This is a genomic window from Gluconobacter oxydans, from assembly GCF_006539685.1.
Classification (GTDB): Bacteria; Pseudomonadota; Alphaproteobacteria; order Acetobacterales; family Acetobacteraceae; genus Gluconobacter; species Gluconobacter oxydans.
In genome coordinates this window covers 24847-48702 of record NZ_BJNM01000020.1, presented here as the reverse complement: position 1 = coordinate 48702, position 23856 = coordinate 24847, and the positions used below count along the sequence as shown (strand labels likewise).

Annotated in this window: 19 protein-coding genes; 14 read left to right on the top strand and 5 right to left on the bottom strand. The window is 62.9% G+C overall.

Translation table 11 applies throughout. The annotated features are described in order from the left end of the window. Together GOX01_RS09350 and GOX01_RS09345 are read right to left on the bottom strand one after the other, a co-directional pair. Window positions 1-197: NAD(P)-binding domain-containing protein (locus GOX01_RS09350; protein ID WP_170212321.1), on the bottom strand; the 197-nt coding region annotated here is incomplete at its 3' end. Then, window positions 194-781, bottom strand: a complete 588-nt coding sequence (locus GOX01_RS09345; RefSeq protein WP_011252822.1) for a cupin — start codon at window positions 779-781, stop codon at window positions 194-196. The genes GOX01_RS09350 and GOX01_RS09345, both read right to left, overlap by 4 nt. Window positions 782-979: 198 nt before the next feature. Between GOX01_RS09345 and gltX the strand changes: the two genes are divergently transcribed. From gltX to GOX01_RS09300, 9 genes are all read left to right on the top strand, one after another. Next, window positions 980-2398 (top strand): glutamate--tRNA ligase, encoded by a 1419-nt coding sequence (gltX, locus tag GOX01_RS09340; RefSeq protein ID WP_011252821.1) that lies wholly within the window; start codon window positions 980-982, stop codon window positions 2396-2398. Next, window positions 2391-3332 carry an aspartate carbamoyltransferase catalytic subunit gene (locus tag GOX01_RS09335; RefSeq protein WP_011252820.1) on the top strand — a complete coding sequence of 314 codons (942 nt, stop codon included), beginning with the start codon at window positions 2391-2393 and terminating at the stop codon, window positions 3330-3332. Before gltX ends, GOX01_RS09335 begins: the two co-directional genes overlap by 8 nt. Further along, window positions 3329-4630 (top strand): dihydroorotase, encoded by a 1302-nt coding sequence (locus GOX01_RS09330; RefSeq protein WP_011252819.1) that lies wholly within the window; start codon window positions 3329-3331, stop codon window positions 4628-4630. The genes GOX01_RS09335 and GOX01_RS09330 overlap by 4 nt, the downstream gene beginning before the upstream one ends. Beyond that, the gene (plsY, locus tag GOX01_RS09325; RefSeq protein WP_011252818.1) at window positions 4627-5259 is read left to right on the top strand and encodes a glycerol-3-phosphate 1-O-acyltransferase PlsY; all 633 of its coding nucleotides are present in this window, start codon (window positions 4627-4629) and stop codon (window positions 5257-5259) included. Before GOX01_RS09330 ends, plsY begins: the two co-directional genes overlap by 4 nt. Before the next feature lie 44 nt (window positions 5260-5303). Next, window positions 5304-6488: a DNA-processing protein DprA gene (dprA, locus tag GOX01_RS09320; protein WP_011252817.1), complete on the top strand. Its 1185-nt coding sequence runs from the start codon at window positions 5304-5306 to the stop codon at window positions 6486-6488. A 25-nt stretch (window positions 6489-6513) separates the two neighbouring features. Further along, on the top strand, window positions 6514-9210 hold the full coding sequence (gene topA / locus GOX01_RS09315) for a type I DNA topoisomerase (protein ID WP_011252816.1): 2697 nt from the start codon (window positions 6514-6516) through the stop codon (window positions 9208-9210). Between the two features lie 177 nt (window positions 9211-9387). Continuing rightward, window positions 9388-11139: a S41 family peptidase gene (locus GOX01_RS09310; protein WP_172952926.1), complete on the top strand. Its 1752-nt coding sequence runs from the start codon at window positions 9388-9390 to the stop codon at window positions 11137-11139. A 25-nt stretch (window positions 11140-11164) separates the two neighbouring features. After that, window positions 11165-11506: a DUF1491 family protein gene (locus GOX01_RS09305; RefSeq protein ID WP_011252814.1), complete on the top strand. Its 342-nt coding sequence runs from the start codon at window positions 11165-11167 to the stop codon at window positions 11504-11506. A gap of 155 nt (window positions 11507-11661) precedes the next feature. Beyond that, complete coding sequence (locus tag GOX01_RS09300) at window positions 11662-12810, top strand: OmpA family protein (RefSeq protein ID WP_024717038.1); 1149 nt, start codon at window positions 11662-11664, stop codon at window positions 12808-12810. A 150-nt stretch (window positions 12811-12960) separates the two neighbouring features. Here GOX01_RS09300 and GOX01_RS09295 read toward each other — a convergent pair whose 3' ends face one another. Further along, the gene (locus GOX01_RS09295; RefSeq protein WP_024717037.1) at window positions 12961-13506 is read right to left on the bottom strand and encodes a hypothetical protein; all 546 of its coding nucleotides are present in this window, start codon (window positions 13504-13506) and stop codon (window positions 12961-12963) included. A gap of 312 nt (window positions 13507-13818) precedes the next feature. Here GOX01_RS09295 and GOX01_RS09290 point away from each other — a divergent pair, with 312 nt between their 5' ends. The 5 genes from GOX01_RS09290 (at window position 13819) to GOX01_RS09270 (ending at window position 20137) form a co-directional block, all read left to right on the top strand. After that, window positions 13819-14379, top strand: coding sequence for a hypothetical protein (locus GOX01_RS09290; RefSeq protein ID WP_011252811.1), 561 nt, complete (start codon window positions 13819-13821; stop codon window positions 14377-14379). A 67-nt stretch (window positions 14380-14446) separates the two neighbouring features. Beyond that, window positions 14447-16462, top strand: coding sequence for a DNA topoisomerase IV subunit B (gene parE / locus GOX01_RS09285; protein ID WP_011252810.1), 2016 nt, complete (start codon window positions 14447-14449; stop codon window positions 16460-16462). Between the two features lie 2 nt (window positions 16463-16464). After that, window positions 16465-17355 carry an EamA family transporter gene (locus tag GOX01_RS09280; RefSeq protein ID WP_011252809.1) on the top strand — a complete coding sequence of 297 codons (891 nt, stop codon included), beginning with the start codon at window positions 16465-16467 and terminating at the stop codon, window positions 17353-17355. 103 nt (window positions 17356-17458) lie between these two features. Next, entirely contained in the window at window positions 17459-17881 is a 423-nt protein-coding gene (locus GOX01_RS09275) for a DUF2946 family protein (RefSeq protein WP_011252808.1), read from the top strand. A gap of 114 nt (window positions 17882-17995) precedes the next feature. Continuing rightward, on the top strand, window positions 17996-20137 hold the full coding sequence (locus GOX01_RS09270; RefSeq protein WP_131973878.1) for a TonB-dependent receptor: 2142 nt from the start codon (window positions 17996-17998) through the stop codon (window positions 20135-20137). An 18-nt stretch (window positions 20138-20155) separates the two neighbouring features. On the opposite strand, the gene dld is transcribed toward GOX01_RS09270, so the two are convergent. Beyond that, window positions 20156-21886 (bottom strand): D-lactate dehydrogenase, encoded by a 1731-nt coding sequence (gene dld / locus GOX01_RS09265; protein ID WP_011252806.1) that lies wholly within the window; start codon window positions 21884-21886, stop codon window positions 20156-20158. 81 nt (window positions 21887-21967) lie between these two features. Further along, window positions 21968-23827: a DNA mismatch repair endonuclease MutL gene (mutL, locus tag GOX01_RS09260; protein ID WP_011252805.1), complete on the bottom strand. Its 1860-nt coding sequence runs from the start codon at window positions 23825-23827 to the stop codon at window positions 21968-21970. Window positions 23828-23856: the final 29 nt, after the last annotated feature.

Sequence of the window (23856 nt, the reverse complement as noted above, 5' to 3'; positions counted from 1 at the left end):
AGGGAGCGCGACGAGACCATGACGTGATAGCCCGCATGAACCCAGAGTTCAGCCAGCGTCGTGCCGACATGGCCGGTACCGATGATGCCAATTCGCGTCTTCTGCGTGTTGGAATCCACCGCGCCGGCATTACTGACAGTGCCCAGACCCGCGAGCGCTGCGAGGAAAGGGCGTCGTCTGAGAGGAAAGGCCGTCATGAAGGGTGCCATTCCCGCGCGAGAACACCTGCTGCGCCCTGGACCGGATCGGTCTTCGGGAATGGCAGACCGTGGATACGCGCGCGCTGTTCCGCTGTCGGGGCGGCACGGAGGATGTCGAAGGACTGGTTGGGCGGATAGGCGCCTATGACGGTAAAATCCTCGTCCGAGTCGAGATTGCAGTGCCCCGTTCCGGCCGGAAGCACGGCAATATCCCCGCCACGTACCTCGACTGTTCGGGCCTTGGGGCCTCCGAGCATCAAGCGTGCGGAACCGTTGGAAAAGCCCAGAACTTCGTGTCCCAGGCTGTGATAGTGGTGGAACGGGTAAACCCCATTCCGCCACTGCGGCGGCCATCCGTTATGGGCGAACAGATCCTCGTACACCGCCTCACGGTTCGGCCCGGCTTCGAGCGCGTTGCGATACACGATGACAGGGAGATCCGGATTGTTCGGAACCCAGTCATTGACCCGCAGCGTGAAAACGTCCACGCGGGAGGTCGTGGCGCTGGCGTGATGGATCCTGCCCTCTCCGAAGGTCAGTCCCAGCCCTGCCAGCAGGGCGTTGAAATCGCGTCGGTTCATTGGAAAGGTACCACCTGCACTATTGAAGGTCAGGATAGGCAGGTTCGGCAGAGGGCTGGAAATCACACGCGCTTGAAGAGGCTTAGCTTTTTGTAAGACACGGCGTTTTGACGGACGGGTTCGGGATATGGACCTGCCCTGTACCGGACCCTGCGCTGGCGGATGGAAGCGCGGGGCAGAGCGTGATATGACGGCCCCATGACCATCCGTACGCGATTTGCCCCCTCCCCGACGGGTCTGCTGCATGTCGGCAACGCCCGCGCCGCCCTGTTCAATTTCCTCTTTGCCCGCCATCACGGCGGCGAATTCCTCCTGAGGATCGAGGACACCGACAAGGAACGCTCCACCCAGAAGGCCGTGGACGTGATCTTCGACGGTCTGGCCTGGATGGGGATCGAGGCGGATGCGGAACCGGTTTTCCAGTCCGCCCGTCAGGACCGCCACACGGAAGTCGCGCTGGAACTTCTGGCAAAGGGACAGGCCTACAAATGCTTCTGCACGCCGGAAGAGCTGACCGCCATGCGCGAGAAGGCCATGGCCGAGAAGCGCCCGCCCCGCTACGACGGCACCTGGCGGGACCGTGACCCGTCCGAGGCCCCCGAGGGCGCGCCTTATGTCGTGCGTCTGAAAGCACCGCGCGAAGGTGAGACCGTCATCAAGGATCTGGTGCAGGGCGAAGTCCGTGTGGCGAATGCGGAGATGGACGATCTGATCCTGCTGCGCTCCGATGGAACGCCAACCTATCTGCATGCCGTGGTCTGCGACGATCATGACATGGAGATCACCCATGTCATGCGCGGTGACGATCACCTGACAAACACCTTCCGTCAGGCCATGATCTATCGCGCCATGGGCTGGGACCTGCCGCATTTCGCACATCTGCCGCTGATCCATGGCCCGGATGGCGCCAAGCTGTCCAAGCGTCATGGCGCGCAGTCGGTCGTAGACTTCCGCGAGGAAGGCTATCTGCCGGAAGCCCTGTGCAACTACCTGCTGCGTCTCGGCTGGGGCCATGGCGATGCCGAAGTCCTCTCCCGCGAAGAGCAGATCAAGCTGTTCGATCTGGACGGCGTGGGCCGGTCCCCGTCGCGCATGGATTACGTCAAGCTGGCGCATCTCAACGGAATCTGGATGCGTCAGGCTGATGACGAGCGCCTGACGAATGACGTCATGGAGCGCCTTCAGGGCCGCGAAGGCGTTGTGACGGACGACAAAACCCGCGCGCGCATCCTGGCGATGATGCCGGGCCTCAAGGAACGCGCCAAGACGCTGGTCGAACTGGCTGACAATGCGGCCTTCGCAGGTTTCACCCTGCCGCTGACCTTCACGCCCAAGGCCGAGAAGCTGCTCGGCGAGGACGGACGCAGGGTTCTCGAAGGCGTCGGCAAGGAGCTGGCCGCTCTCAAGGATTTCACGCCCGAAGCCATTGACGCCACGCTGCGCTCCTATGCTGAGAAGCACGAGATCAAGCTTGGCTCCGTGGCCCAGCCGCTGCGCGCTGCCATGACGGGCTCCACGACGTCTCCCGGCATTGACCTGACGTTGTCGGCGCTGGGGCAGGACGAGGTCCTGGCCCGCATTGCAGCCGTTCTGGCTTCCGGGTCTGCCAATGCCTGAGCGGCCTTCCGTCCCCCGGCATCTGCTGGGAATCGAGGGGCTGTCAGCTGAACAGCTCGTACCGTTCCTCGATCTGGCGGAAAGCTACGCGCTTCTGAGCCGTTCGCGTTCCGCGCCACGTGATGCGTTGCGGGGGCGGACGGTCATCAACCTGTTCTACGAGGACAGCACCCGCACCCGTACGAGTTTCGAACTCGCGGGCAAGCGGCTGGGCGCGGATGTGATCAACATGTCCGTCGCCACGAGCTCGGTGAACAAGGGCGAGACACTGCTGGATACGGCGGCGACGCTGAATGCCATGCGCTGTGATCTGCTGGTCGTACGGCACGCGCAATCCGGTGCTCCTGCCCTGCTGTCTCGCAAGGTCGAGGCCAGCGTCGTCAATGCTGGCGACGGTACGCATGAACACCCGACACAGGCGCTGCTCGATGCGCTGACGATCCGTCGTCATTTTGGCCGCCTTGAAGGCCTGACAGTCGCGATCTGCGGTGATGTCGGGCACAGCCGTGTGGCACGGTCCAACATTCATCTGCTGACGGCGTTCGGAAACCGGGTCCGTCTGGCGGGACCGCCAACGCTCCTGCCCGGCGCCATGGCCGGACTCGGCAATGTCGAGCTGTATTCCGACATGGACCGCGCCCTTGAAGGCGCGGATGTCGTCATGTCCCTGCGCCTGCAAAAAGAGCGTATGGGGGCCGGTCTGGTGCCCAGTGCACGGGAATATTTCCACTTCTTCGGACTGGACCGCAGACGTCTGGCGCTGGCGAAACCCGGTGCGCTCGTCATGCATCCGGGACCGATGAATCGCGGGGTGGAAATCGCTTCGGACGTGGCGGATTCGGATCAGAGCGTGATTTCCGAACAGGTTGAAATGGGCGTGGCTGTGCGGATGGCGGTTCTGGACCGCCTGTCCCGGGCACGGATGCCGGCATGAGTGATATCGTTTTTGAAAATGTCCGCCTGATCGACCCGGCCTCGGGCCGCGATGAGACCGGACGGCTTGTGGTACGTCAGGGCAGGATCGTCGCCTGCGAGGACGGCTCTGTTCCCGAAGGAGCACGGGTCATTGACGGCGCAGGAGCCGTTCTATGTCCGGGGCTGGTGGATATGCGCGTGGCGCTTGGAGAGCCGGGATCGGAATATCGCGAAAGCGTCTCTTCTGGCGCGCGGGCTGCTGTGGCCGGCGGCATCACGACGATGGCGGTCCTACCCAACACCTCGCCCCCGATCGACAATCCAGCGCTGGTTCATCTCCTGCGCGTCCGAGGCGAAGAGACGGGGATGGTCTCGATCCATCCCTATGGCGCGCTGACACGTGGCTGCGAGGGCGGGGAAATGGCCGAACTCGGCCTGCTCCAGAATGCCGGAGCCGTGGCATTTACGGACGGGACGCGGGCCATTTCGGACGCCAAGCAGATGCGCAATCTGCTGTCCTATTCGCGCTTCATCGACGCCATCGTGGTGCAGCATCCGGAAGAACCTTCTCTCGCCAAAGGCGCCTGCGCCACGGCCGGAGCACGGGCTGTGCGGATGGGGCTACCCTCGGTTCCGGCAGAAGCCGAAGCCATCATGATCGCGCGGGATCTGCGTCTGACAGCCATGACGGGGGCGCGGTTGCATTTCGCACACGTCTCGACAGCAGAAGGGCTGGACCTGATCCGCGAGGCCAAGAGCCGCGGAATCCGGGTGACCTGCGATACGGCACCGCCCTATTTTGCCATGACCGAAGACGATATCGGCGATTTCCGCACCTATGCGAAACTGTCGCCCCCCCTGCGCAACGAAGCGGACCGCAAGGCCGTCTGTGCGGCGCTGGCGGATGGCACGATCGACGCCGTAGCATCGGATCATGCACCGGCGGATGCCGATGACAAGCGACTGCCATTTGCACAGGCCCGAGCCGGTGGGACCGGTCTGGTCACCCTTCTGGGCGTCACGCTCGGGGCTGGGCTACCGTTGATTGATGCCCTGCGTCTGGTGACCTCGGCCCCTGCGGCACTGCTTGGCCTCAAGGCCGGAACGCTGGCGGTTGGAAGCGATGCCGATCTGTGCCTGTTCGATCCGGAAGACTCCTGGACCGTCGTGGCCGGAAACCTTCCGGGCCGGGCGCAGAACACGCCCTTCGATGGAAAAGACCTGAAGGGCCGCGTCCTGCGGACCTTCAAACGCGGCGTGGAAGTCTTCACGGCGGATGAGCTGGCCGGTGATGAACGGGCGGGAGCAGCTTCATGAGCGGCTTTCAGGCACAGCTGATCCTGCTGTCTCTTGTGTCCTACGTCATCGGGAGCATCCCTTTCGGGCTGCTTCTGACGGCCGTGGCCGGTGGTGGCGACATCCGCAAGATCGGCTCAGGCAATATCGGTGCGACCAACGTCCTGCGTACGGGCCGTCGAGGCCTGGCAGCGGCGACGCTTCTGCTGGATGCCCTCAAAGGGGCTCTGGCTGTCCTGATCGCCCGGTTTTTCTTTCCTGGCGCCAGCGAAACCACCATGGCCGTGGCGGCCGTAGCGGTTGTCATCGGGCACTGTTTCCCGGTCTGGCTCGGTTTCCGGGGCGGAAAAGGCGTTGCAACAGGGCTCGGGACGATCTGGGTCCTGTGCTGGCCGGTGGGACTGGCCTGCTGCGTGGTCTGGCTGCTGGTCGCACGGCTGAGCCGGATTTCCTCGGCCGGAGCACTGGCCGCATTCCTGCTGGCACCGGGACTGATGGTGCTGTTGTCCGGACGGCCGCTGCACACCCCCATTCCGGTAGCGACGCTTCTTATTTCGCTTCTGATCTGGGCCCGGCATTCCAGCAATATTGCCCGGCTTGTGACGGGACGAGAACCGCGCGTGAAGGTTGACCAGGCATCCCGGCGCTAGATTTTAAGCGTCCGTTAAGAAATCTGTCTTAAGGAAAATACCCTATGACAGCTTCTCCGGACATGCGCCCCGTCCTGCCCGCAACAGACCGAATCGACATACTGCGTCTGGCGCGGACAACGGGTGTCGGCCCGATCAACTTTGCGCGACTGATGACACAGTACGGCAGTGCGGGCGCTGCTCTTGCCGCCCTGCCCGGCCGTATGCGCAGGGCGGGACGCCGGGAAGACCCTGTCATTCCAACCGTCTCGCGCATGTCGGATGAGCTGGAACGCCTTGAAAAACTGGGCGGAAAGATGCTCGTGCGGGGTGATGCGGACTATCCGCTGCTCCTGTCCTGCATCCCGGATGCCCCGCCTGTCCTGTTCACACTTGGAGATGTTCGCAAACTCTCAATGCGGTCCGTGGGAATTGTGGGCGCGCGTAATGCGTCTGCGGCCGGAATCCGGATTGCAGAGAGCCTTTCGGCCGAAATTGCCCATTCGGGACTTTGCGTGGTTTCGGGGCTGGCACGGGGAATCGACTCGGCGGCGCATGCGGCAGCTCTTTATCCGGGACTGACGGTCGCGGCCATCGCGGGCGGGCTGGATCATGTCTATCCGCCCGCGAATGCCTCCCTTCAGCAGCAGATCGCCGAAAGGGGATGTCTGGTGACGGAAGCTCTGCTCGGCACAGCTCCGCAGGCCCGCCATTTCCCACGGCGCAACCGCCTGATCGCGGGGATTTCGCTGGGGTGCCTGATCATTGAAGCAACTGTCGGGTCCGGCACTCTGATCACGGCCGATCTGGCCCAGTCCTATAACCGCGAACTCCTCGTCGTACCCGGCTCACCGCTCGATCCGCGATCACGGGGCGGAAACCAGTTGCTGAAAACGGGCCAGGCCACCCTGACAGAAAATATTGACGATATTCTTCAGGTCCTGCCCTCGGCGCTTCCACCGCGCGAGGAAGCGCCCTGGCAGCGTTCATCCGCCCACAGCCCGCCTTTGACGGGCTTTTCCGAGCCTTCCACGCCCTGGGGCAGCCCCACCAGCGAGGACTGGGTTGAGCCGGATCTGGCCCAGAAGACGGTCTGTTCCCTCCTGTCTGTAACACCGGTAGCAGTTGACGATGTGGTGCGCCGCTGCCAGTTCTCCGTGTCGGCAGTGCTTGCGACGCTGGCCGAGCTTGAGCTCGGCGGGGTCGTGGAGTTTGTGCCCGGCGGACGCGTGGCGTTGCTGCCGAACTGAAGTGACGCGGAATACCGGAGTGGCGATGACGGACGTTGTGGTGGTCGAGAGCCCGGCAAAGGCCAAGACGATCAACAAGTATCTGGGAAGCGGATATACCGTGCTCGCTTCGTTCGGCCATGTGCGGGATCTGCCGCCCAAGGACGGCAGCGTGCGCCCGGACGAGAACTTTGCCATGAGCTGGCAGACGGACGAGCGCGGTGCCAAGCAGATTTCCGCCATCACCAAGGCGCTGAAGGGGGCGAAGAACCTTTACCTCGCCACTGACCCGGATCGCGAAGGCGAAGCGATTTCCTGGCATGTCCGCAGCGTTCTGGAAGAAAAGAAGCTTCTGAAGAACGTCGACGTCCATCGCGTCACCTTCAACGAAATCACCAAATCAGCCGTCACGGCTGCGATGGCCGCTCCGCGTGAGCTGGACCGTCCGCTGATCGACGCCTACCTGGCCCGGCGCGCGCTGGATTATCTGGTGGGCTTCACGCTGTCTCCCGTCCTGTGGCGCAAGCTGCCGGGCAGCCGGAGTGCCGGGCGTGTGCAGTCCGTTGCTCTCCGCCTGATCTGTGAGCGCGAAGCCGAAATCGAGGTGTTCCGCCCCAAGGAATACTGGACCGTCACCGGCGGCTTCACGACGCCGGGCAAAGCGGCATTTCAGGCACGGCTGACGCATCTGAAGAGCGAGAAGCTCGACCAGTTTGACCTGAACAACGAGCAGCTGGCTTTCGGCGCGCGCGATACCGTTCTGGGTGGACAGTTCACGGTCCGCTCCGTCGAGCGCAAGCGCACCAAGCGCAACCCGCCGCCGCCGTTCACGACGTCCACCCTGCAGCAGGAAGCCTCACGCAAGCTCGGCATGAGCGCGCAGACCACGATGCGGACGGCCCAGCAGCTTTATGAAGGTGTGGATCTGCGTGGCGAGACCACCGGTCTGATCACCTATATGCGAACCGATGGCGTGACGATGGCCAAGGAAGCCATCGGGTCCATCCGCGGGCATATCGGCAAGGCGTTCGGAGACGAGTATGTGCCGGATTATCCGCGCAGCTATTCGACCAAGGCCAAGAATGCGCAGGAGGCCCATGAGGCCATCCGCCCGACGGACGTCTTCCTGACACCGCAGCAGGTCGCCCATGCCCTGACGCCGGAACAGAAGAAGCTTTACGAACTGATCTGGAAGCGTTCCGTCGCCTCGCAGATGCAGTCAGCCGAACTGGATCAGGTGGCAGTAACGCTGGCGGACGCGAGCGGCCAGACGCTTCTGCGCGCCACGGGTTCGACCATCGCGTTCGACGGCTTCCTCAAGCTCTATATCGAAGGCCGTGACGACACGAAGGCCGAGGACGAGGACGGCAAGCTTCTGCCCCCCATGAAGGAAGGCGATCGCCTGACGACGGGGGCTGTGGAAGCCGAACAGCACTTCACCCAGCCGCCGCCGCGCTATTCGGAAGCCTCGCTCGTCAAGAAAATGGAAGAGATCGGCATTGGCCGTCCCTCGACTTATGCGTCCATTCTCGGCGTGCTGCGGGACCGCAACTATGTGCGTCTGGACGCACGGCGTTTCGTTCCCGAAGATCGCGGCCGTCTGGTCACGGCGTTTCTGACGTCGTTCTTCGAGCGGTATGTCGATACGGGCTTCACGGCCTCGCTTGAAGAGCAGCTCGATGACATTTCAGGCGGCCGGGCCGATTGGCATGATGTCATGGCCGCGTTCTGGCATGATTTCTCGGCTGCCGTGGCACAGACCAAGGATCTGAAGATCTCGGACGTCATCGACGCGCTGGACGAGGATCTTGGACCGCATTTCTTCCCGCCACGTCCCGATGGCGCCGATCCGCGTGTCTGCACATCCTGCGGAACCGGGCGACTGGGTCTGCGGCTGGGCAAGTTCGGCGCCTTCATCGGCTGTTCGAACTACCCGACCTGCCAGTTCACCCGCCGTCTGGTGGCCGAGGAAGGCGATACCGAAGGGCTGAATGATGGCCCGAAGGTTCTGGGGCAGGATCCGGAGACCGGCGAGGACGTCACGATCCGCCGCGGGCCTTACGGTCTGTATATCCAGCGCGGAGAGCCGAACCCCGAAGACAAGAAGGCCAAGCCCAAGCGGACGACCATCCCCAAGGGTCTCGACGGCAATACCATGACGCTGGAACAGGCGCTGGGTCTGCTGTCCCTGCCGCGTCTGGTCGGACTTCACCCTGAAACAGGCGAGAAGATCGAGGCCGGTCTGGGGCGCTTCGGACCCTATGTGAAGATGGGCGCCATCTATGGCACGCTCGACAAGGATGATGACGTCCTGACTGTCGGGCTGAACCGTGCCGTGGATGCGCTGGCCAAGAAACTGGCCTCCATCCGCAATCTGGGGCCGCACCCGAAAGACGGCGAACCGGTCATGATCCGCAAGGGACGGTTTGGCCCGTACGCGCAGCATGGCCAGCTGATTGCCAACCTGCCGAAGGGGCAGGATATGGATGAGGTCACGCTGGATGAGGCCGTGGCGCTTCTGGCGGAGAAGGGCAAGCCACTGAAAGGTGGCGCAAAAAAAACTTCCGCGAAAAAAGCGGCTCCGAAAGCAGCAAAGGCGAAAAAAAACGTTGCGGCTGCGGAAGGGGATGAGACGGCCCCGAAGAAGGTAACAAAGCGTAGCCCGGCCAAATCCGCCACAAAGACGAAAACCACAACGCCGCGGAAGCGTAAGACTGTTTCCGACACGTCGTCGGAAGGCTGAAAACAGATCGGGTCGACAGTGTTGCCTGACGGCACTGCCGACCCCACATTCGGTCTGGCAAGTCTTTACCGTGGCTGAAGTTTGTGGCGTGGTCGCCTTACGGGGAGCAGCCTTCTTTGCCGTCCCGTCTCCAAGGACCCCGTCTTGCGTCATGCCGTCCGCCCTATGATCCATTTCATGCCGCGCAGCCGCGAGGCGGCATGTCGCCCGGCTCTCTGTCTGGCGTTCTGCATGTTCATCCTGATCGCTCCGACAGGACCCGCAAAGGCACAGACACCCGCAGATACAGCCGGAACCGCAGGACAGGCAGCTCCCGCCATCTCCGCTGCGTCGCCCGTACCGCAGCCAGCACTTTCAGTTTCCCTGACACGCGAAGTGCTGGTTGCAGCCCTTGGCTTTCTGGAACCCCGCACTCTCGAGGCGCATTCCGCCCGGGATTTCTGCCTGTGGGGACTGGACGGGCTGACGGCCATCGACCCGACCCTTTCCGTCACGGAAACGCGCCCGGAAGTGTCGGGACCGGCGCCCTCTCCTGGTGGGGCAATGGCGGCGGAAAAGACCTCTGGCGATGCATCTGCGCAGGGCCCCACAATACTGAATGTCCTTCAGGGGCAGACGGTTGTGTTCAGCCGGATCATGCCGGCCTCGGACAGCAACGGGGCATGGGCCGATCTGGTCACAGCAGCCATGCAGGCCGCCTGGCAGCACTCCGCAACGCTGCGGGAGGCCGGATCAGACGCGCTTCTGCAGGGCTTTTTCGACGAACTTTTCAATCATCTTGACCCCTATTCCCGGTATCTCGGTCCTTCTCCCGCCAGTTCGGACCGCACGCGGCGGACCGGCAATACGGGAACGGTGGGGCTGAGTCTGGGCCAGAGCGGCCGCATGATCATGATTACGGCCGTCAACGCCAACGGCCCCGCCTGGGAAGCCGGCGTGGATACGGGCGAGCGTCTGGTCTCCGTCAACGGCCGGTCGACGCGTGGTCAGGATGTCACCACGGTTCAGGGCTGGCTGGAGGGGGACGAGCATACCTCCGTCACACTGGGGATCGCCGCAAAAGGCCATCGGACTACGACGCTGCGGCTGGAACGGACACAGGTTCCGCCTGAAACCGTATTTGCCTCGACGGACGGGCCTTTCACCGTTCTCCGCGTCACGTCCTTTTCGACCCAGACCGCAGAAGAGATCAGCCAGTATATCGATCAGGTCGTGGACGAACCGACACCGGATACGCCTGCTCCTTCTGCCAGCAAAAACAAGACCGCGGGGATTATTCTCGACCTGCGTGGTGATCGCGGCGGCGTCCTTCAGCAGGCCGTCACCACTGCGGCCCTGCTGCTGGATCATGGCGTGGCCGTGACCACGCATGGCCGGAACCCTCTGGCCAACCATATCTGGGCCGTTCAGGGTGGCGACATGACCAATGGCACGCCGGTGGTGATTCTCGTGGACGGACGGACGGCCAGCGCGGCTGAAATCCTGGCCTCCGCGCTGGCCGATCACCGGCGCGCCGTCGTGATCGGGAGCGAGACGCTCGGCAAGGGACTCGTGCAGGTGATCGGACAGATGCCGAACGGCGGGGAGCTGTTCGTGACGTGGAGTCGCAATCAGGCCCCGCTCGGCTGGCCCATCCAGGGTCTGGGCGTCATGCCGCAGGTCTGCACATCGCTTGGTGCCGAGTCCCTTCAGGCCCAGCTCTCCGCCCTGAAGCAGGGAAACACCCTGCAGGGCGAGGCCGTGCAGATGGCACGCGCGGCCCGCTATCCGGTTCCGGTGACGAAAATCCTCGATATCCGGAAACATTGCCCGGCCGCTATCGGCTCGGATGCCGATATGGACGCCGCCAGGGTGCTGCTGTCCTCCCCTGCCGCCTACAGGGCGGCGCTGGAGTCTGTTCCTGATGAGAACAGCGCGCCCATCCACTAACTTTGCAGGACGAACGGAAACAGTCATGGGCGCACGATTGAAAACGGGACTCTGGGTACGGGCTGTCCTGCGCCGTATTTCCTCGGACGGAACCTCGGCCATGGTCCTGAAGAAAGGCGACGAGGACGCCGGAGCGGTCCTGATCGTCCTGACAGACCGCTCGGGTGGAACCGGCGTCCTGCGCGAAGACGGAAACGGGTGGGCCCGCGTTGATGCCACCGATCCGGCAGGCGTGGACGCCTATCTGGAGCGGCAGAAGAAATATGATCCCGACCTGTGGATCATCGAACTGGAGATGCGGGACGTGTCCCAGCCCATAGAGCGCACCCTCGGCTCGCGACGACTCGATCTGGACGAAGAGGCGTAAACTGTGGGAGTGAAGACACAGCACATGGCGAACCTGCCATACAGAAAACCGCATGATGCGGCATTGTGCTGTGTGATGCGTTGCCATCGTCCGAGCTTTCAGCAAGAACACACGCAGATAAGGTTGGCAGATTTGTCTGGTTGGAGAGAAATGACATGACGCAACGATCCGTTGTCAGGACCTGGCTTACCCGTGCCGGGTTCACTGCAGGCGTTTCGATGCTCGTCATGGGTGCCGCAACCGCACAGCCCGTCAAAGGCCTGTATATTGCAGGTGAAGGCGGCGCCAGCTTCAACCAGGACCAGACCGCGCGCCTGTCCCCGGTCTTTCCGAGCGGACGTGACCATTACCAGGCCGGTGTGACCGGTATTGGCAGCCTCGGCTACGGACTCGGTAACGGATTCCGCGTCGAGGTCGAGGGCAACTACCGCAACAACCGTCTGCAGCAGTTCCGCTCCAGCACCTTCCCGTCTTCCGTCGGTGGCCGTCAGCAGGGCTATGGCGTCATGGCCAATGCCCTGTTCGACATGGATATCGGCAAGTCCTGGGTCTTCCCGTATTTCGGCGCCGGTATCGGCTATGGCTGGCAGGCCATGAACACCTATGTTCATGCCCCGAACGGCGCCTTTGACCAGCATGTGGGCGGCACGACTGGGAACTTCGCCTATCAGGGCATCTTCGGCCTATCCTTCCCTGTTCCCTGGGTTGTGGGTCTGTCCGCCACCGCCGAGTACCGCTTCTATACGCTGATGGGTCCGAACGGGCACCATGCCACGGCAACCGGAATCTATGGCGGCTGGGACAAGACCAAGGAATTCGGGGTGTCCAGTGGCAACCGCGATACCCGCACGGACTTCAACCATTCGCTGATGCTGGGGCTGCGCTACGAGTTCAATCCGGCTCCCCCGCCGCCGAAGCCGGTTGCGGCTCCCAGGCCGATCCCGGGCCCGGCCCCCACCCGCACCTATCTGGTGTTCTTCGACTGGGATTCGGCTGAGTTGAGCACGCGCGCCAAAGCCGTTGTGGCCGCCGCAGCCCGCAACTCCACCTCCGTGCAAGTCACGCATATCGAGGTCAGTGGCTATACCGACACGTCCGCCGCCCACCCGGGACATCGTGGCGAGGCCTACAACATGGCGCTCTCGCAGCGTCGTGCGAACACGGTCAAGGAAGAGCTGGTCCGTGACGGCGTGGCTGCCGGGCTAATCACGACGCAGGGCTTCGGCGAGAGCCACCCGCTTGTGGTCACCGCTGCCAATACCCGCGAGCCCCAGAACCGCCGCGTGGAAATCGATTTCAAGTAAGGTCTGCGAACAGACGCGGCTTCCCGGTCAGCCGGCGGCTTCTCACGAGGTCGCCGGTTTTTTTACGTCTGTCCTACGCCCTTCCGACATAAAAAAGGGCGGGGAGAAACCTCCCCGCCCCTTCAGACCCATCGACGTGATGGAAAAGACTTACTTCTTGCGGCGCACCGTGTGGCGGACGGTGGCTTTCTTGGCCGTCGTCTTCGCGGGCGTCGGAGCGACGACTGCGGGCGGCTTGGCGACAACGACGCCTGTTGCATCCACCGTGGCGTGGATCGTCAGATGCTCGCGCTTCTGGCCACCACCGGGGATCAGCTCGGCCGTGAACGAATCCGTTCCGGCGTAAGCCGTGGCCGGCGTGTAATCCACATAGGTCTTGCCATCATAATTGTAGAGGAAGGCCTTGCCGTGAGCCGGCGGCGGATTGACGCCGAAGGATGCATAGTTGCCACCCATCGGCTTCTGGATGGCGATGGAGCACAGTCCGTCATCGCTACGGACAGTCATGTCCACGCTCATCGTGCCGTCAGCGGCCTTCTTGACGGCGGAGACGTGGCAGACAGCGGAGGTCCGCTGATAGCCGAAGGGATTCGGAGCCACGGAACGCTGGACGATCGGCTGCTGGGCACAACCGGAGAGAAGCAGGGATACGGCAAGTGCCGAACCCAGGGTAATGGCAGAACCTCGCAGACGCACGGTCAACTCCAACGCATCGTGACTGGACATGCCGCGTTTTCACGGCGGACAGACGTTCGGATGTAGAACAGGACAGCACGGGGCGAAAGACTGCGTGAAGGGACAGCGGCCATTTTGACGGTATTTTATGCCTGATGGCGGATAAATTGGTGTTGAGAGGGTATGCGCCAATTTTCTGCCACGAAATCATGTTTCGGATTAAGGGCTTGCCGCACGTTCCTCAGACGCAGAATCAGCTTTCGCAGGGGGTCGACCGCGGGTAGTCTGTTCCAGTGGTTGTGGCCGGTCGATCCGGTCTTGTGGAGTCTGTCAATGCCGTCGATCTTCCGTCGTTCCTTCAAGAGCCTGCTTGCTGTCGGGCTTTCCTGCGCTACGCTTGCTGCCGTTCATCCCCTGTCCGCCCGCGCTGCGGATTGTGGCAATTCGCCCGCTCACGAAGCCTTCGATGTGGCTGGCCTGAAATCCGAGCTGATGGTGACGGCGCTGTCGTGCAAGGCGCAGGACCGTTATAACGCTTTCGTCAGCAAGTTCCGCCCGGCCCTGCTGAATGCGGACGAGCGTCTGAACAGCTATTTCCACACGACCTATGGTCGTCGTGCGCAGGTCGAACATGACGATTACATCACGCAGCTGGCCGACATCCAGTCACTGGGTGGACTGAAGTCCGGTACGGTTTTCTGCCAGCAGCGCGAGGCGATGTTCGACGAGATCGACGCTCTGGAATCCGCATCCGATCTGGCGCATTACGCCGAAGCCAAAGACGTGGCCCAGCCGGCCTCCTATGAAAGCTGCGAAGCTCCGGCGACCATTGACCGCCACTCCCGCAAGGGCGTGACGAAGCGGGCAGCCATCCGCCACACGAACCGCGCCTGAGCCAATCTCTGATCCTGTCGCGAAGCGTTCGCTTGACGTTCCGTGACGGGACGGCGACAACGCAGACATGAGCGATCTGTTCGAGTCAGGAAAGACAGGCAAAACCCGGACCGGCGGCGCCCGCAAGGGCACGGTCGACACGGAATATGGCGCCCACGACATCGAGGTGCTGGAAGGGCTTGAGCCCGTCCGGCGCCGTCCGGGCATGTATATCGGCGGCACGGATGATACCGCATATCATCATCTGGCCTCCGAGATCCTTGATAACGCGATGGATGAGGCGGTGGCAGGGCACGCCACGACCATCGACGTCCGGCTGGAAGGCCCGCGCACGCTCATGGTGCGCGACAATGGCCGGGGCATCCCGACCGATCCCCATCCGAAATTTCCCGAGAAATCCGCGCTTGAGGTGATTTTCACCACGCTCCATGCGGGCGGAAAGTTCTCCGGCAAAGCCTATGACACCTCCGGCGGTCTGCACGGCGTCGGCAGTTCGGTCGTTAATGCGCTGTCCGAGAAGCTGGAAGTCGAGGTCGCGCGAGACCGGACACTGTACCGGCAGGACTTCGTGCGCGGTGTCTCGCTGGCGCCATTGGCGGAAGTCGGCAATGCGCCCAACCGTCGCGGCACGACGGTGCGTTTCACGCCCGACCCCGAAATCTTCGGCAATCATCATTTCTCCCCTGCGCGCCTCTACCGGATGTGCTGCTCCAAGGCCGCGCTGTTCCGGGGGGTGACGATCCAGTGGAAATGTGAGCCGTCTTTCATCAAGGCCGGAGACGAGACGCCGGTTGAAGCCACCATTCAGTTCCCCAACGGTCTGGAAGACGCCCTCTCAGCGGAACTCGGGCCTGATCCGGATCTGCTGACGCCGATCTGGGCCGGCGACGTCGAGCTGCCGATTGCGGCAGATGGCCGCACGGGCGGCCGCGTGGAATGGGCCGTGGCGTTTCTGGAGAGCGGTACGGCGTCGCTCTCCTCGTTCTGTAATACGATTCCCACGCCTCAGGGCGGAACACATGAGGCCGGGTTCCGGGCCGCTCTGGTCAAAGGGCTTCGCGCCTGGGGCGTCCAGCGCAAGGTCAAGCGGGCTGCGGCGATCTCGGCCGAGGATGTGCTCGGCTCCGTTGCCGCCAAGCTTTCGGTCTTCATCCGTGATCCGCAGTTCCAGGGCCAGACCAAGGACAAGCTGACTTCTCAGGAAGCCTCGCGGTTGGTTGAAGGCGCGCTGCGTGACCGTGTGGATCACTGGCTGGGCGGCAACCCGCAACAGGCCGACACCCTGCTGGCCTTCATGGTCGAGCGGGCGGAAGAGCGGCTGCGCCGTCGTGAAGTCAAGGACACGGCCCGCAAAAGCGCGACGCGCAAGCTGCGTCTGCCGGGCAAGCTGACGGACTGCACGCGTGAAAATGCGGCGGAAACGGAGCTGTTCCTCGTGGAGGGCGAATCGGCTGGTGGTTCGGCACGTCAGGCCCGTGACCGCGAGACGCAGGCCGTGCTGCCGCTGCGAGGGAAGATCCTCAACGTGGCATCTGCGACAACGGACAAGCTGCGGGCCAATCAGGAGCTTCGGGACCTGACCGAGGCTCTGGGCTGCGGCATCGGGGCGTCGTTCGATATCAGCCGCCTGCGCTACGGGCGTGTCATCATCATGACGGATGCCGACGTGGACGGGGCGCATATCGCCTCGCTGCTGATGACGTTCTTCTATCGCGAGATGCCGGAGCTGATCCGGCACGGACATCTACATCTGGCGCAGCCGCCGCTCTATCGCATCACGCATGGGCCCAAGACGGTCTATGCGATGGACGATCAGGACCGCGTCCGTCGCATCAAGGCCGACTTCAAGCCAAATGCAAAGGTCGAGGTCTCCCGGTTCAAGGGCCTGGGTGAGATGCCGGTGAAGGATCTCAAGGAAACGACCATGGATCCAGCCCGGCGCACGCTTCTACGGGTCATCACCCCGGCCGAAGACCGCCTGGCAACCAGCGAGCGTGTCGAGAGCCTCATGGGCCGCAAGCCGGAGTTGCGCTTCCGCTTTATTCAGGAACATGCCCGATCCGTTGACGAGCTCGACGTCTGAGCGTGTCGTCACCGGCCAGTACCACGGAGTCTCATAGCCAGCTCAAGGCCGTCGGATGTCTGATCGGAGGGATTTCCTCCTTTCAGATCGGCGCAACGCTGGCAAAGGGGCTGTTTCCCCTGTTCGGTCCGACCGGCATGGTGGGACTGCGCGTGTGTCTGGCGGCCGTGATCCTGCTGTGCATCTGGCGGCCGACACGCGGTTCGCTGACAGTCGAACGGCTGAAACTACTACTGCCCTATGGCGCCGCTGTCGCGGTCATGAACTTCTGCTTCTATGTGGCACTGGTCCGGCTGCCGCTGGGCGTTGTTGTCGCCCTCGAGTTCACCGGCCCTCTGACGCTGGCACTGGTTGGATCCCGCCGATGGCTGGATCTGTGCTGGGCAGGGCTTGTGGTTCTGGGGCTTTTCCTTCTGCTGCGGCCCGAGGGAGCGACGATTGGCCTGTCGTCACTCAACCTGTTCGGCGTGGCCGCGGCCCTGCTGAGCGGGTGTGGCTGGGTGGTCTATATCCTGACCGGCACACGCATGGGCAAGATGTTCCCCGCCCCCGTCGCCACCACTCTGGGCATGAGCACGGCCGGTATCCTGCTCTTGCCCTGCCTGATCCCGACGATTCCGACGGTTCTGAGCCATCCCTGGCAGGGGGGAGCCGCGCTGAGCGTCGCTGTCCTCTCCTCGGCCGTGCCCTATATTCTAGACATGATGGCGATGCGGACCCTGAACCCGCGCGAGCTGGGAATCCTGCTGAGCATGGAGCCGATGCTGGGTGCGCTTTCAGGATTCATTTTCCTGCATGAGGCGCTGTCCATCATGCGCTGGATGGGCGTTCTGTGCATCGCGGCGGCATCGGCCGGGAATGTCCTGACAGGGCGCCAGAAGCCGCTCCACTGATCCCGCCTGAGCAATAATCGGCTGAAAACTGACAGAAATATAGGGATGGGCCGTATTTCGCTCCCTTGACCGGCCTGCGACACGCGCGCCAGATGCGGACGTCATGTCCCGCCTCTTTCCCTCCTCGAACCAACGGTCCGGTCTGTCTGCGCTTGCAGTCATCGCCGTGGTTCTTCTGGGATTTCTGGGGCAGCTGGTCCTTCAGGGATGTGCCTATCCCGAAGAAAGTCCGCGGGCGACGATCGAGCGCCTGACGGGGATCGACATTGCACCGTCACCCATGGGGATGGCGGGCCCTATGCCCGGAATGACGGCCGGGCAACATCATCATCACCATTCCCATGACGGCACCTGCCCGCTCTGTCCGCTGTTGCAACTGCTGGCGGTCATCCTCGCCAGTCTGCCGCTCGTGCCCGCCTGTGGGTCCACAGGACGTCAGATCCGGCAACACCCGGGCACACCACGCGCGCCACCTGCAATCTGGCGTCTGCTTCCGCCGTCCCGGGGACCACCTCGCTTCGTCTGACCCCCATCGTGGTCATGGCGGAGGACGGAACTTCCTGCGGTCTGCCCGTTTCGGGCAGCTCTTCAGGACGTGATTCGCCGTGACTGGATTTCAGACCAGTCGAGGATGCGGATCATGCTCCCCTTTTTCAGCGCCCGCGCAGGCGGTGCACCTCACGTGCGCCCGTACCTGGCGGCCATCATTTTGACCCTGAGCGCCTTTTCAGGGGCCTCTGCTCAGGAAATCCTGTCCCAGCCGGACTCCGTCGAAGCTGGCAAAACCGAACATCTGACCGTCAACGGTGTGCGCCAGCCCCGGACGACCAGCGCGGATACGGCGCATCTTCTGGATCATGCACTGGGCTACAGCACCTATTCCGCAGGGGGTGTTTCCGCCCTGCCCGTCCTGAACGGCATGGCCGATGACCGGGTGGCGACACTCGTGGACGGGATGCGGATCGATGCGGCCTGCCCGAACCACATGAACCCGGCCATGTCCTATGTCGATCCGGACAGCGTATCCCGCGCCGTGGCAATCGCCGGCATCACGCCGGTCAGTCTGGGCGGAGACAGCATCGGCGGCACCGTGGAAATCGAGCGGAAAGACCCGCTGTTTGCCAAGACAGGCAATATCCTCGTAACGGGACATGTGCGCGGCGACTATCGCAGCAATGGCGGCGGCTCCGGCGCTTCCGGATCCCTGAAGGTCGCCAATGACATGTTCAGCCTGCGCTATACGGCGTCCTACTCCCATGCCAGCGACTATCAGGCCGGCGGAAACGGGCAGCGCGTGCGCTCCACGGATTACCTGAGCTTCAACCATGCGGTGACGCTGGGCGTGAAGAAAGCCAATCATCTGCTGGCCCTGACGTTCGGTCAGCAGGACATCCCGTATGAGGGCTTTCCCAACCAGTACATGGACATGACGAACAACCGTTCGACCTTCGTGAACGGCAAGTACAAGGGCGACTTCAACTGGGGCACCCTGGATGTGCGCGGGTCCTGGCAGCGGGTGACGCATGTCATGGACATGCTCTCGGACAAAGGCGGCCACAGTGCCACCACGGGTATGCCGATGAACACGGATGCGCGGACGGCTGCCTATGCGATCAAGGCGACCATTCCGCTCGGGCTGAAGCATACGCTGAAGCTGGGCAGTTCTTTCGATCATAACGGGCTGAACGACTGGTGGCCGCCTTTGCAGGGCAGCACGATGATGGGGCCCGGCACCTATCACAACATCAATAACGGCCATCGGGACCGGCTGGGCCATTTCGTGGAATGGGATGCGCAGTGGCTGCCACGCTTTTCCACGCAGCTCGGGTTCCGCAATGATGTGGTGATGATGAATACGAGGAAGGTCGCCCCCTATTCCTGGAGCAGCATGATGTCGATGGCGGATGCGGCCGCAGCCGAGACGTTCAACAAGGCGTCACGCGGCCGGACGGACGTCAATTTCGATGTCACGGCAACGGGGCGATGGAAGCCGCTGGACAGCCTGTCCATTGAGGGCGGCTATGCCCGCAAGACGCGCTCGCCGAACCTGTATGAGCGCTATGCCTGGGGTATGGGCAGCATGGCGACGCGCATGATCGGCTGGTTTGGCGATGGCAACGGCTATGTGGGGAACCTGAACCTGTCGCCCGAAGTCGCCAATACGGCCAGCGTGACGGTGGACTGGCATGACCCCAACCCGACGCAGCGCTGGGACCTGAAAATCCAGCCGTTTTACACCTACACACACAACTACATTAACGTCCGGCGCCTGGGCAGCTTCTCGAACGGGCTGTCGATGCTGGGTTTCGTCAACCACAACGTCCAGAGCTATGGCATCAACGCCTCAGGCTCGGTGCGCCTGTGGGACAGACATGCCTACGGACGGGGCGAGCTTGTCGGAAACATCAACTGGGTCCGCGGCGTGGATCTGGTGACACATTCGGGCCTGTATCACCAGATGCCGGCAAATGGCGTGATCGGGCTGCACGAGACCTATGAGAACTGGACTGGGCGCGTCGAAGTGACGCTCGTAAAGTCCAAGGACACGGTGGACTGGCTGCGCAACGAGCTCCGCACGCCGGGCTATGCGCTGCTGGGGCTTGGGGGGAGCTATCGCTGGCGGTATTTCACGCTCAATGCCGAACTGGCGAACGTGCTGAACCAGAGATACTACCTGCCGCTCGGCGGCCTCTCACTGGGTGACTATGACGCCACGGGTATTCTGGGGCCGTTGCCCGGAATGGGGCGGTCCTTCAACATGAGCCTGACCGCCGCATTCTGAAAGAGAACCGGGAGCGCGTCAGACGCTCTCGGCAACCCAGTTCCGCTTCTTCGTCGCCAGACCAATGCCGGGGTTGAAGCAGTTGCAGGGATCAAGGCTGCGGTAATGCTCGACCATTTCCTCGGGCGCCTTGTAGAGATGCCCGACATTGTGTTCGGCCGGATAGCGCGCCCCGCGGGCATCCAGTCCGGGGAGCATGTCGTGCTCCACCTTCATGGCGTTGTAGCCCTTCTTGATCACGTAATCCTGGTGCATCACGTGGCAGAAGAAGTGGCCGTAATAGAGTTTGACGATGATCCGGTCCTCGATCTCCTTGGGAAGGACCTCGAACCACTCACGGTCGTTGCGGCGCAGGGCAACGTCGAGCGCCACGATGTCTTCAGCGGTTTTCGTATGGACCGCACGGTAACGCACAGCGGCACCGGCTGCGGCAAAGCGGTGCAGGAAGGCGCGCGTGCCTTCATCCGGCGTACATTCGAAGAAGGCGCCACCCGTGCTCGAGGCCCACTGCTCCAGATAGGCACGGACGGGTGCGGTCATGTGGGCGGAGACCTTGAGCATCAGGTGATGCTCGAAGCGGTCGCGGTAGTCACACATGCGCTGGGGAAGCTGTTTCGGCAGGAAGCGGCTGAGGAACTGCATCGCCAGATCGCTGAAATGATCGGACAGGAACGGCAGGCGCTGCGCGAAAACGTCGAACCGGGACTTCATGGAGAAAAACATCGGCAGGTATTTCGTACCGAAATAGCGGATGACCGCAAACGTATCCTTGCCGTATTTTTCGGCGATATTGAACGCATCGCGGTGAAGGTACTCACCGGCGATCGGCAGCTCGTCGAAATGGGTCAGAACATGGCGACGAAGGTCTTCGAGGTCGGATGTGTTGTTCGTCCCGATATAGAACACGCCCGGATTCTTGTTGGCTTCGAACGTGTCGAGACGGACAGCAAACACGACCAGCTTGCCTGCGCAGCCCGCGGCTTCGTACCAGCGGTTGGGATCGGCATTGAAACGGGCGGGAGTATCGGCGTCCACGTCGCGGACATGGGTGGCGTAGTTCTCGTCATGACCGCGACCGGCCTTCCAGTCGATGGCATTTTCCGGAAGCTGACCGGCCTGCACGGCGGCAAGGACCTGCTCGGGATTACCTTCAATACGGATACCCAGATGGTTGACGAGGTGGAGCTTGCCGTCCTCGCCCATCTGGCCGAACAGGGCCATCTCGGTGAAGGCCGGTCCACGCTGGACCAGCGCGCCACCGGAATTGTTGCTGACGCCGCCCAGAACCGAGGCGCCGATACAGGACGAGCCAATCACGGAATGGGGTTCACGGCCAATGGCAGCGAGTTTTTCTTCCAGATCATGCAGCGTAGAGCCTGGCAGGCAGACGACCTGCTTGCCTTCACCGATCAGATGAATGCCGTCCAGGCGGTTCGTGCTGATGATGACGACATCGCGGTCATAGTCGTTGCCGTCAGGGGTGGAACCGCCGGTCAGACCGGTATTGGCGGCCTGCATGATGATGATCCGGCCCGTTTCGGCACAGAGTTTTGCAGCGCGCCACAGTTCCACCAGGCTGCCCGGCTGAAGCACCGCAACAACGTCACCCATGCCGAAGCGGAAGCCCTTGCGGAAGCGGTAGGTCGCCGACGGCTTCGTCAGGACGTGCCGCGCGCCCACGATGGCCCGCAGGGAGTGGATGAGCGAGGCATTGCTGACCTCGGAACTGCCTTTTAGTGACGCTGACATTCTGTTGTCTTTCCTGCCGCCAAAGTGATCGCCGCTGGTCCTAACATGGTGTTGCAAGAAACCGCTCTTCAACCCTGCGTGTTATTTAACGCGCCCAAAAAGACGTTCAAGTTCACGCCGTGTCAGTTTGAGCCATGTCGGCCGTCCATGCGAGCAAGTATTTGCACGCGGTGTCAGTTCCATCTCGCGCAACAGGGCATCCATTTCCTCGGGCTTGAGGCGACGACCTGCACGGATGCTGCCATGACATGCCATGCGTGCGAGAATGGCATCCAGATGATGCGAGAAACTTCCCGTACTGGCGGCGTCCAGATCCGGATCACTGGCCAGCTCGTCGGCAATATCCTTCAGGAGACCCTGAATGTCCTGAGCCCCTAGAAGGGCCGGTACAGAGCGCAAAAGAACACTGCCGGGGCCGAAGGATTCAAGATCGATCCCCAGTTTTGACAGGTCTTCGGCCCGGGCCATGAGGGCTTCCGCCTCGCGACGCGGCAGGTCCACCACTTCCGGCAGGAGCAGGGCCTGCGACCGCAGCGTGCCGCCATTGGCGTACTGTTCGCGCAGGCGTTCATGGGTCAGGCGCTCATGGGCGGCATGCTGGTCCACGAGGACGAGGTCCCCATCGGGAGCGAGGGCCAGGATATAGGTATCGAAGACCTGCGCGATGGCGGCACCCAGCGGGAATGCAGGATCGAGCGCTTCGGGCTGCTGCGGAGCACGGGCGGCGGGAGCGAAAGCCGGATCCGTTTCCGCAAAACCCGGTCGGGCCAGAGACGGGGTGGCGCCCGGCAGAGGCGAGGATCGCGGGGCATAACCGGTCGGAAGGCTGCCCTGTAGCGGTATGGAAGCCGGAGCTTCCCGTGGCTCCGGCGGCCGGGGCGGATAGACGATGGACGGCCGCGAACCGAAGCTCGCATGAATGCCACCACCGCCATTCGAACCATGACCCAAGGCCCGGCCCAGACCGCCAATCACGAGAGACCGGATTTCGGCTTCGTCGGCGAAACGCAGCTCGGTCTTGGCAGGATGGACGTTCACGTCCAGGCGTTCCAGCGGCACTGTCAGATGCAGCGCCATGACCGGAAACCGGCCACGCTCGATCACGGGGCGGTAGGCCACACGGATGGCGGTCCGGAGCATGGGGTCCGTGACCGGGCGGTTGTTGACAAGAATGAACTGTCCCGATCCGGTGGCGCGGGTGCGGGCCGGCCCGCAGGCGAAGCCAGACAGACGCACGGCCCCGCGCTGTTCGTCGAGGGGGATCAGCGTGTCAGGCGTCGTGTCCAGCACGGAAGCTACCCGAGCAATGGGGCTCTGCTCGGGCAGATCGAACAGCACCTTGTCGTCCAGCAGGACGCGCATGGCGCAATGAGGCGCGGACAGGGCCAGACGACGCATGACGGATTCGGCATGGCTGCTTTCGACACGCGCACTCTTGAGGAACTTGCGCCGCGCCGGGGTGGCAAAGAACAGGTCTGTCACAACGATGCGCGTGCCGACCGGACCGGAGGCAGGCTGGGGCGGCGTGATGACACCCCCATCCACCCGGATGCACCAGGCGGTATCGGACTCCGGCGTGCGGGACGTGATGGACAGGCGCGCGCTGGCGCCAATGGACGGCAGAGCCTCGCCCCGGAAGCCAAGCGTACGGATCTGGACGAGGCGTTCGTCCTGAAGTTTGGAGGTACAGTGCCGCTCGACGGCCAGTTCCAGCTCGCCCGGGGTCATGCCACAGCCATTGTCGGTGACGTCGATCCGGTCCGTCCCGCCGGCACGCAGGGCGACCACGATGCGGGTTGCCCCGGCATCAATAGCGTTCTCGACCAGCTCCTTCAGAGCAGCAGCAGGACGTTCGATGACTTCACCAGCCGCAATCAGATCGATAACGTGGCCGGAAAGACGACGGATTGTGGGGCGGGGAAAGGACGGGGCCTCGGACACGATGCCTCCTCATCGTCCGGACAGGGGCC

Excerpts from the sequence above, each read along its gene's own strand:
- GOX01_RS09310 (WP_172952926.1), top strand. The coding sequence starts at position 9,388 with ATGCCGCGCAGCCGCGAGGCGGCATGTCGCCCGGCTCTCTGTCTGGCG.
- GOX01_RS09290 (WP_011252811.1), top strand. The coding sequence starts at position 13,819 with ATGCCGTCGATCTTCCGTCGTTCCTTCAAGAGCCTGCTTGCTGTCGGG.
- GOX01_RS09270 (WP_131973878.1), top strand. The coding sequence starts at position 17,996 with ATGCTCCCCTTTTTCAGCGCCCGCGCAGGCGGTGCACCTCACGTGCGC.
- topA (WP_011252816.1), top strand. The coding sequence starts at position 6,514 with ATGACGGACGTTGTGGTGGTCGAGAGCCCGGCAAAGGCCAAGACGATC.
- parE (WP_011252810.1), top strand. The coding sequence starts at position 14,447 with ATGAGCGATCTGTTCGAGTCAGGAAAGACAGGCAAAACCCGGACCGGC.
- dld (WP_011252806.1), bottom strand. The coding sequence starts at position 21,886 with ATGTCAGCGTCACTAAAAGGCAGTTCCGAGGTCAGCAATGCCTCGCTC.
- gltX (WP_011252821.1), top strand. The coding sequence starts at position 980 with ATGACCATCCGTACGCGATTTGCCCCCTCCCCGACGGGTCTGCTGCAT.
- GOX01_RS09305 (WP_011252814.1), top strand. The coding sequence starts at position 11,165 with ATGGGCGCACGATTGAAAACGGGACTCTGGGTACGGGCTGTCCTGCGC.
- GOX01_RS09300 (WP_024717038.1), top strand. The coding sequence starts at position 11,662 with ATGACGCAACGATCCGTTGTCAGGACCTGGCTTACCCGTGCCGGGTTC.
- GOX01_RS09335 (WP_011252820.1), top strand. The coding sequence starts at position 2,391 with ATGCCTGAGCGGCCTTCCGTCCCCCGGCATCTGCTGGGAATCGAGGGG.
- GOX01_RS09345 (WP_011252822.1), bottom strand. The coding sequence starts at position 781 with ATGAACCGACGCGATTTCAACGCCCTGCTGGCAGGGCTGGGACTGACC.
- plsY (WP_011252818.1), top strand. The coding sequence starts at position 4,627 with ATGAGCGGCTTTCAGGCACAGCTGATCCTGCTGTCTCTTGTGTCCTAC.
- GOX01_RS09275 (WP_011252808.1), top strand. The coding sequence starts at position 17,459 with ATGTCCCGCCTCTTTCCCTCCTCGAACCAACGGTCCGGTCTGTCTGCG.
- GOX01_RS09330 (WP_011252819.1), top strand. The coding sequence starts at position 3,329 with ATGAGTGATATCGTTTTTGAAAATGTCCGCCTGATCGACCCGGCCTCG.
- dprA (WP_011252817.1), top strand. The coding sequence starts at position 5,304 with ATGACAGCTTCTCCGGACATGCGCCCCGTCCTGCCCGCAACAGACCGA.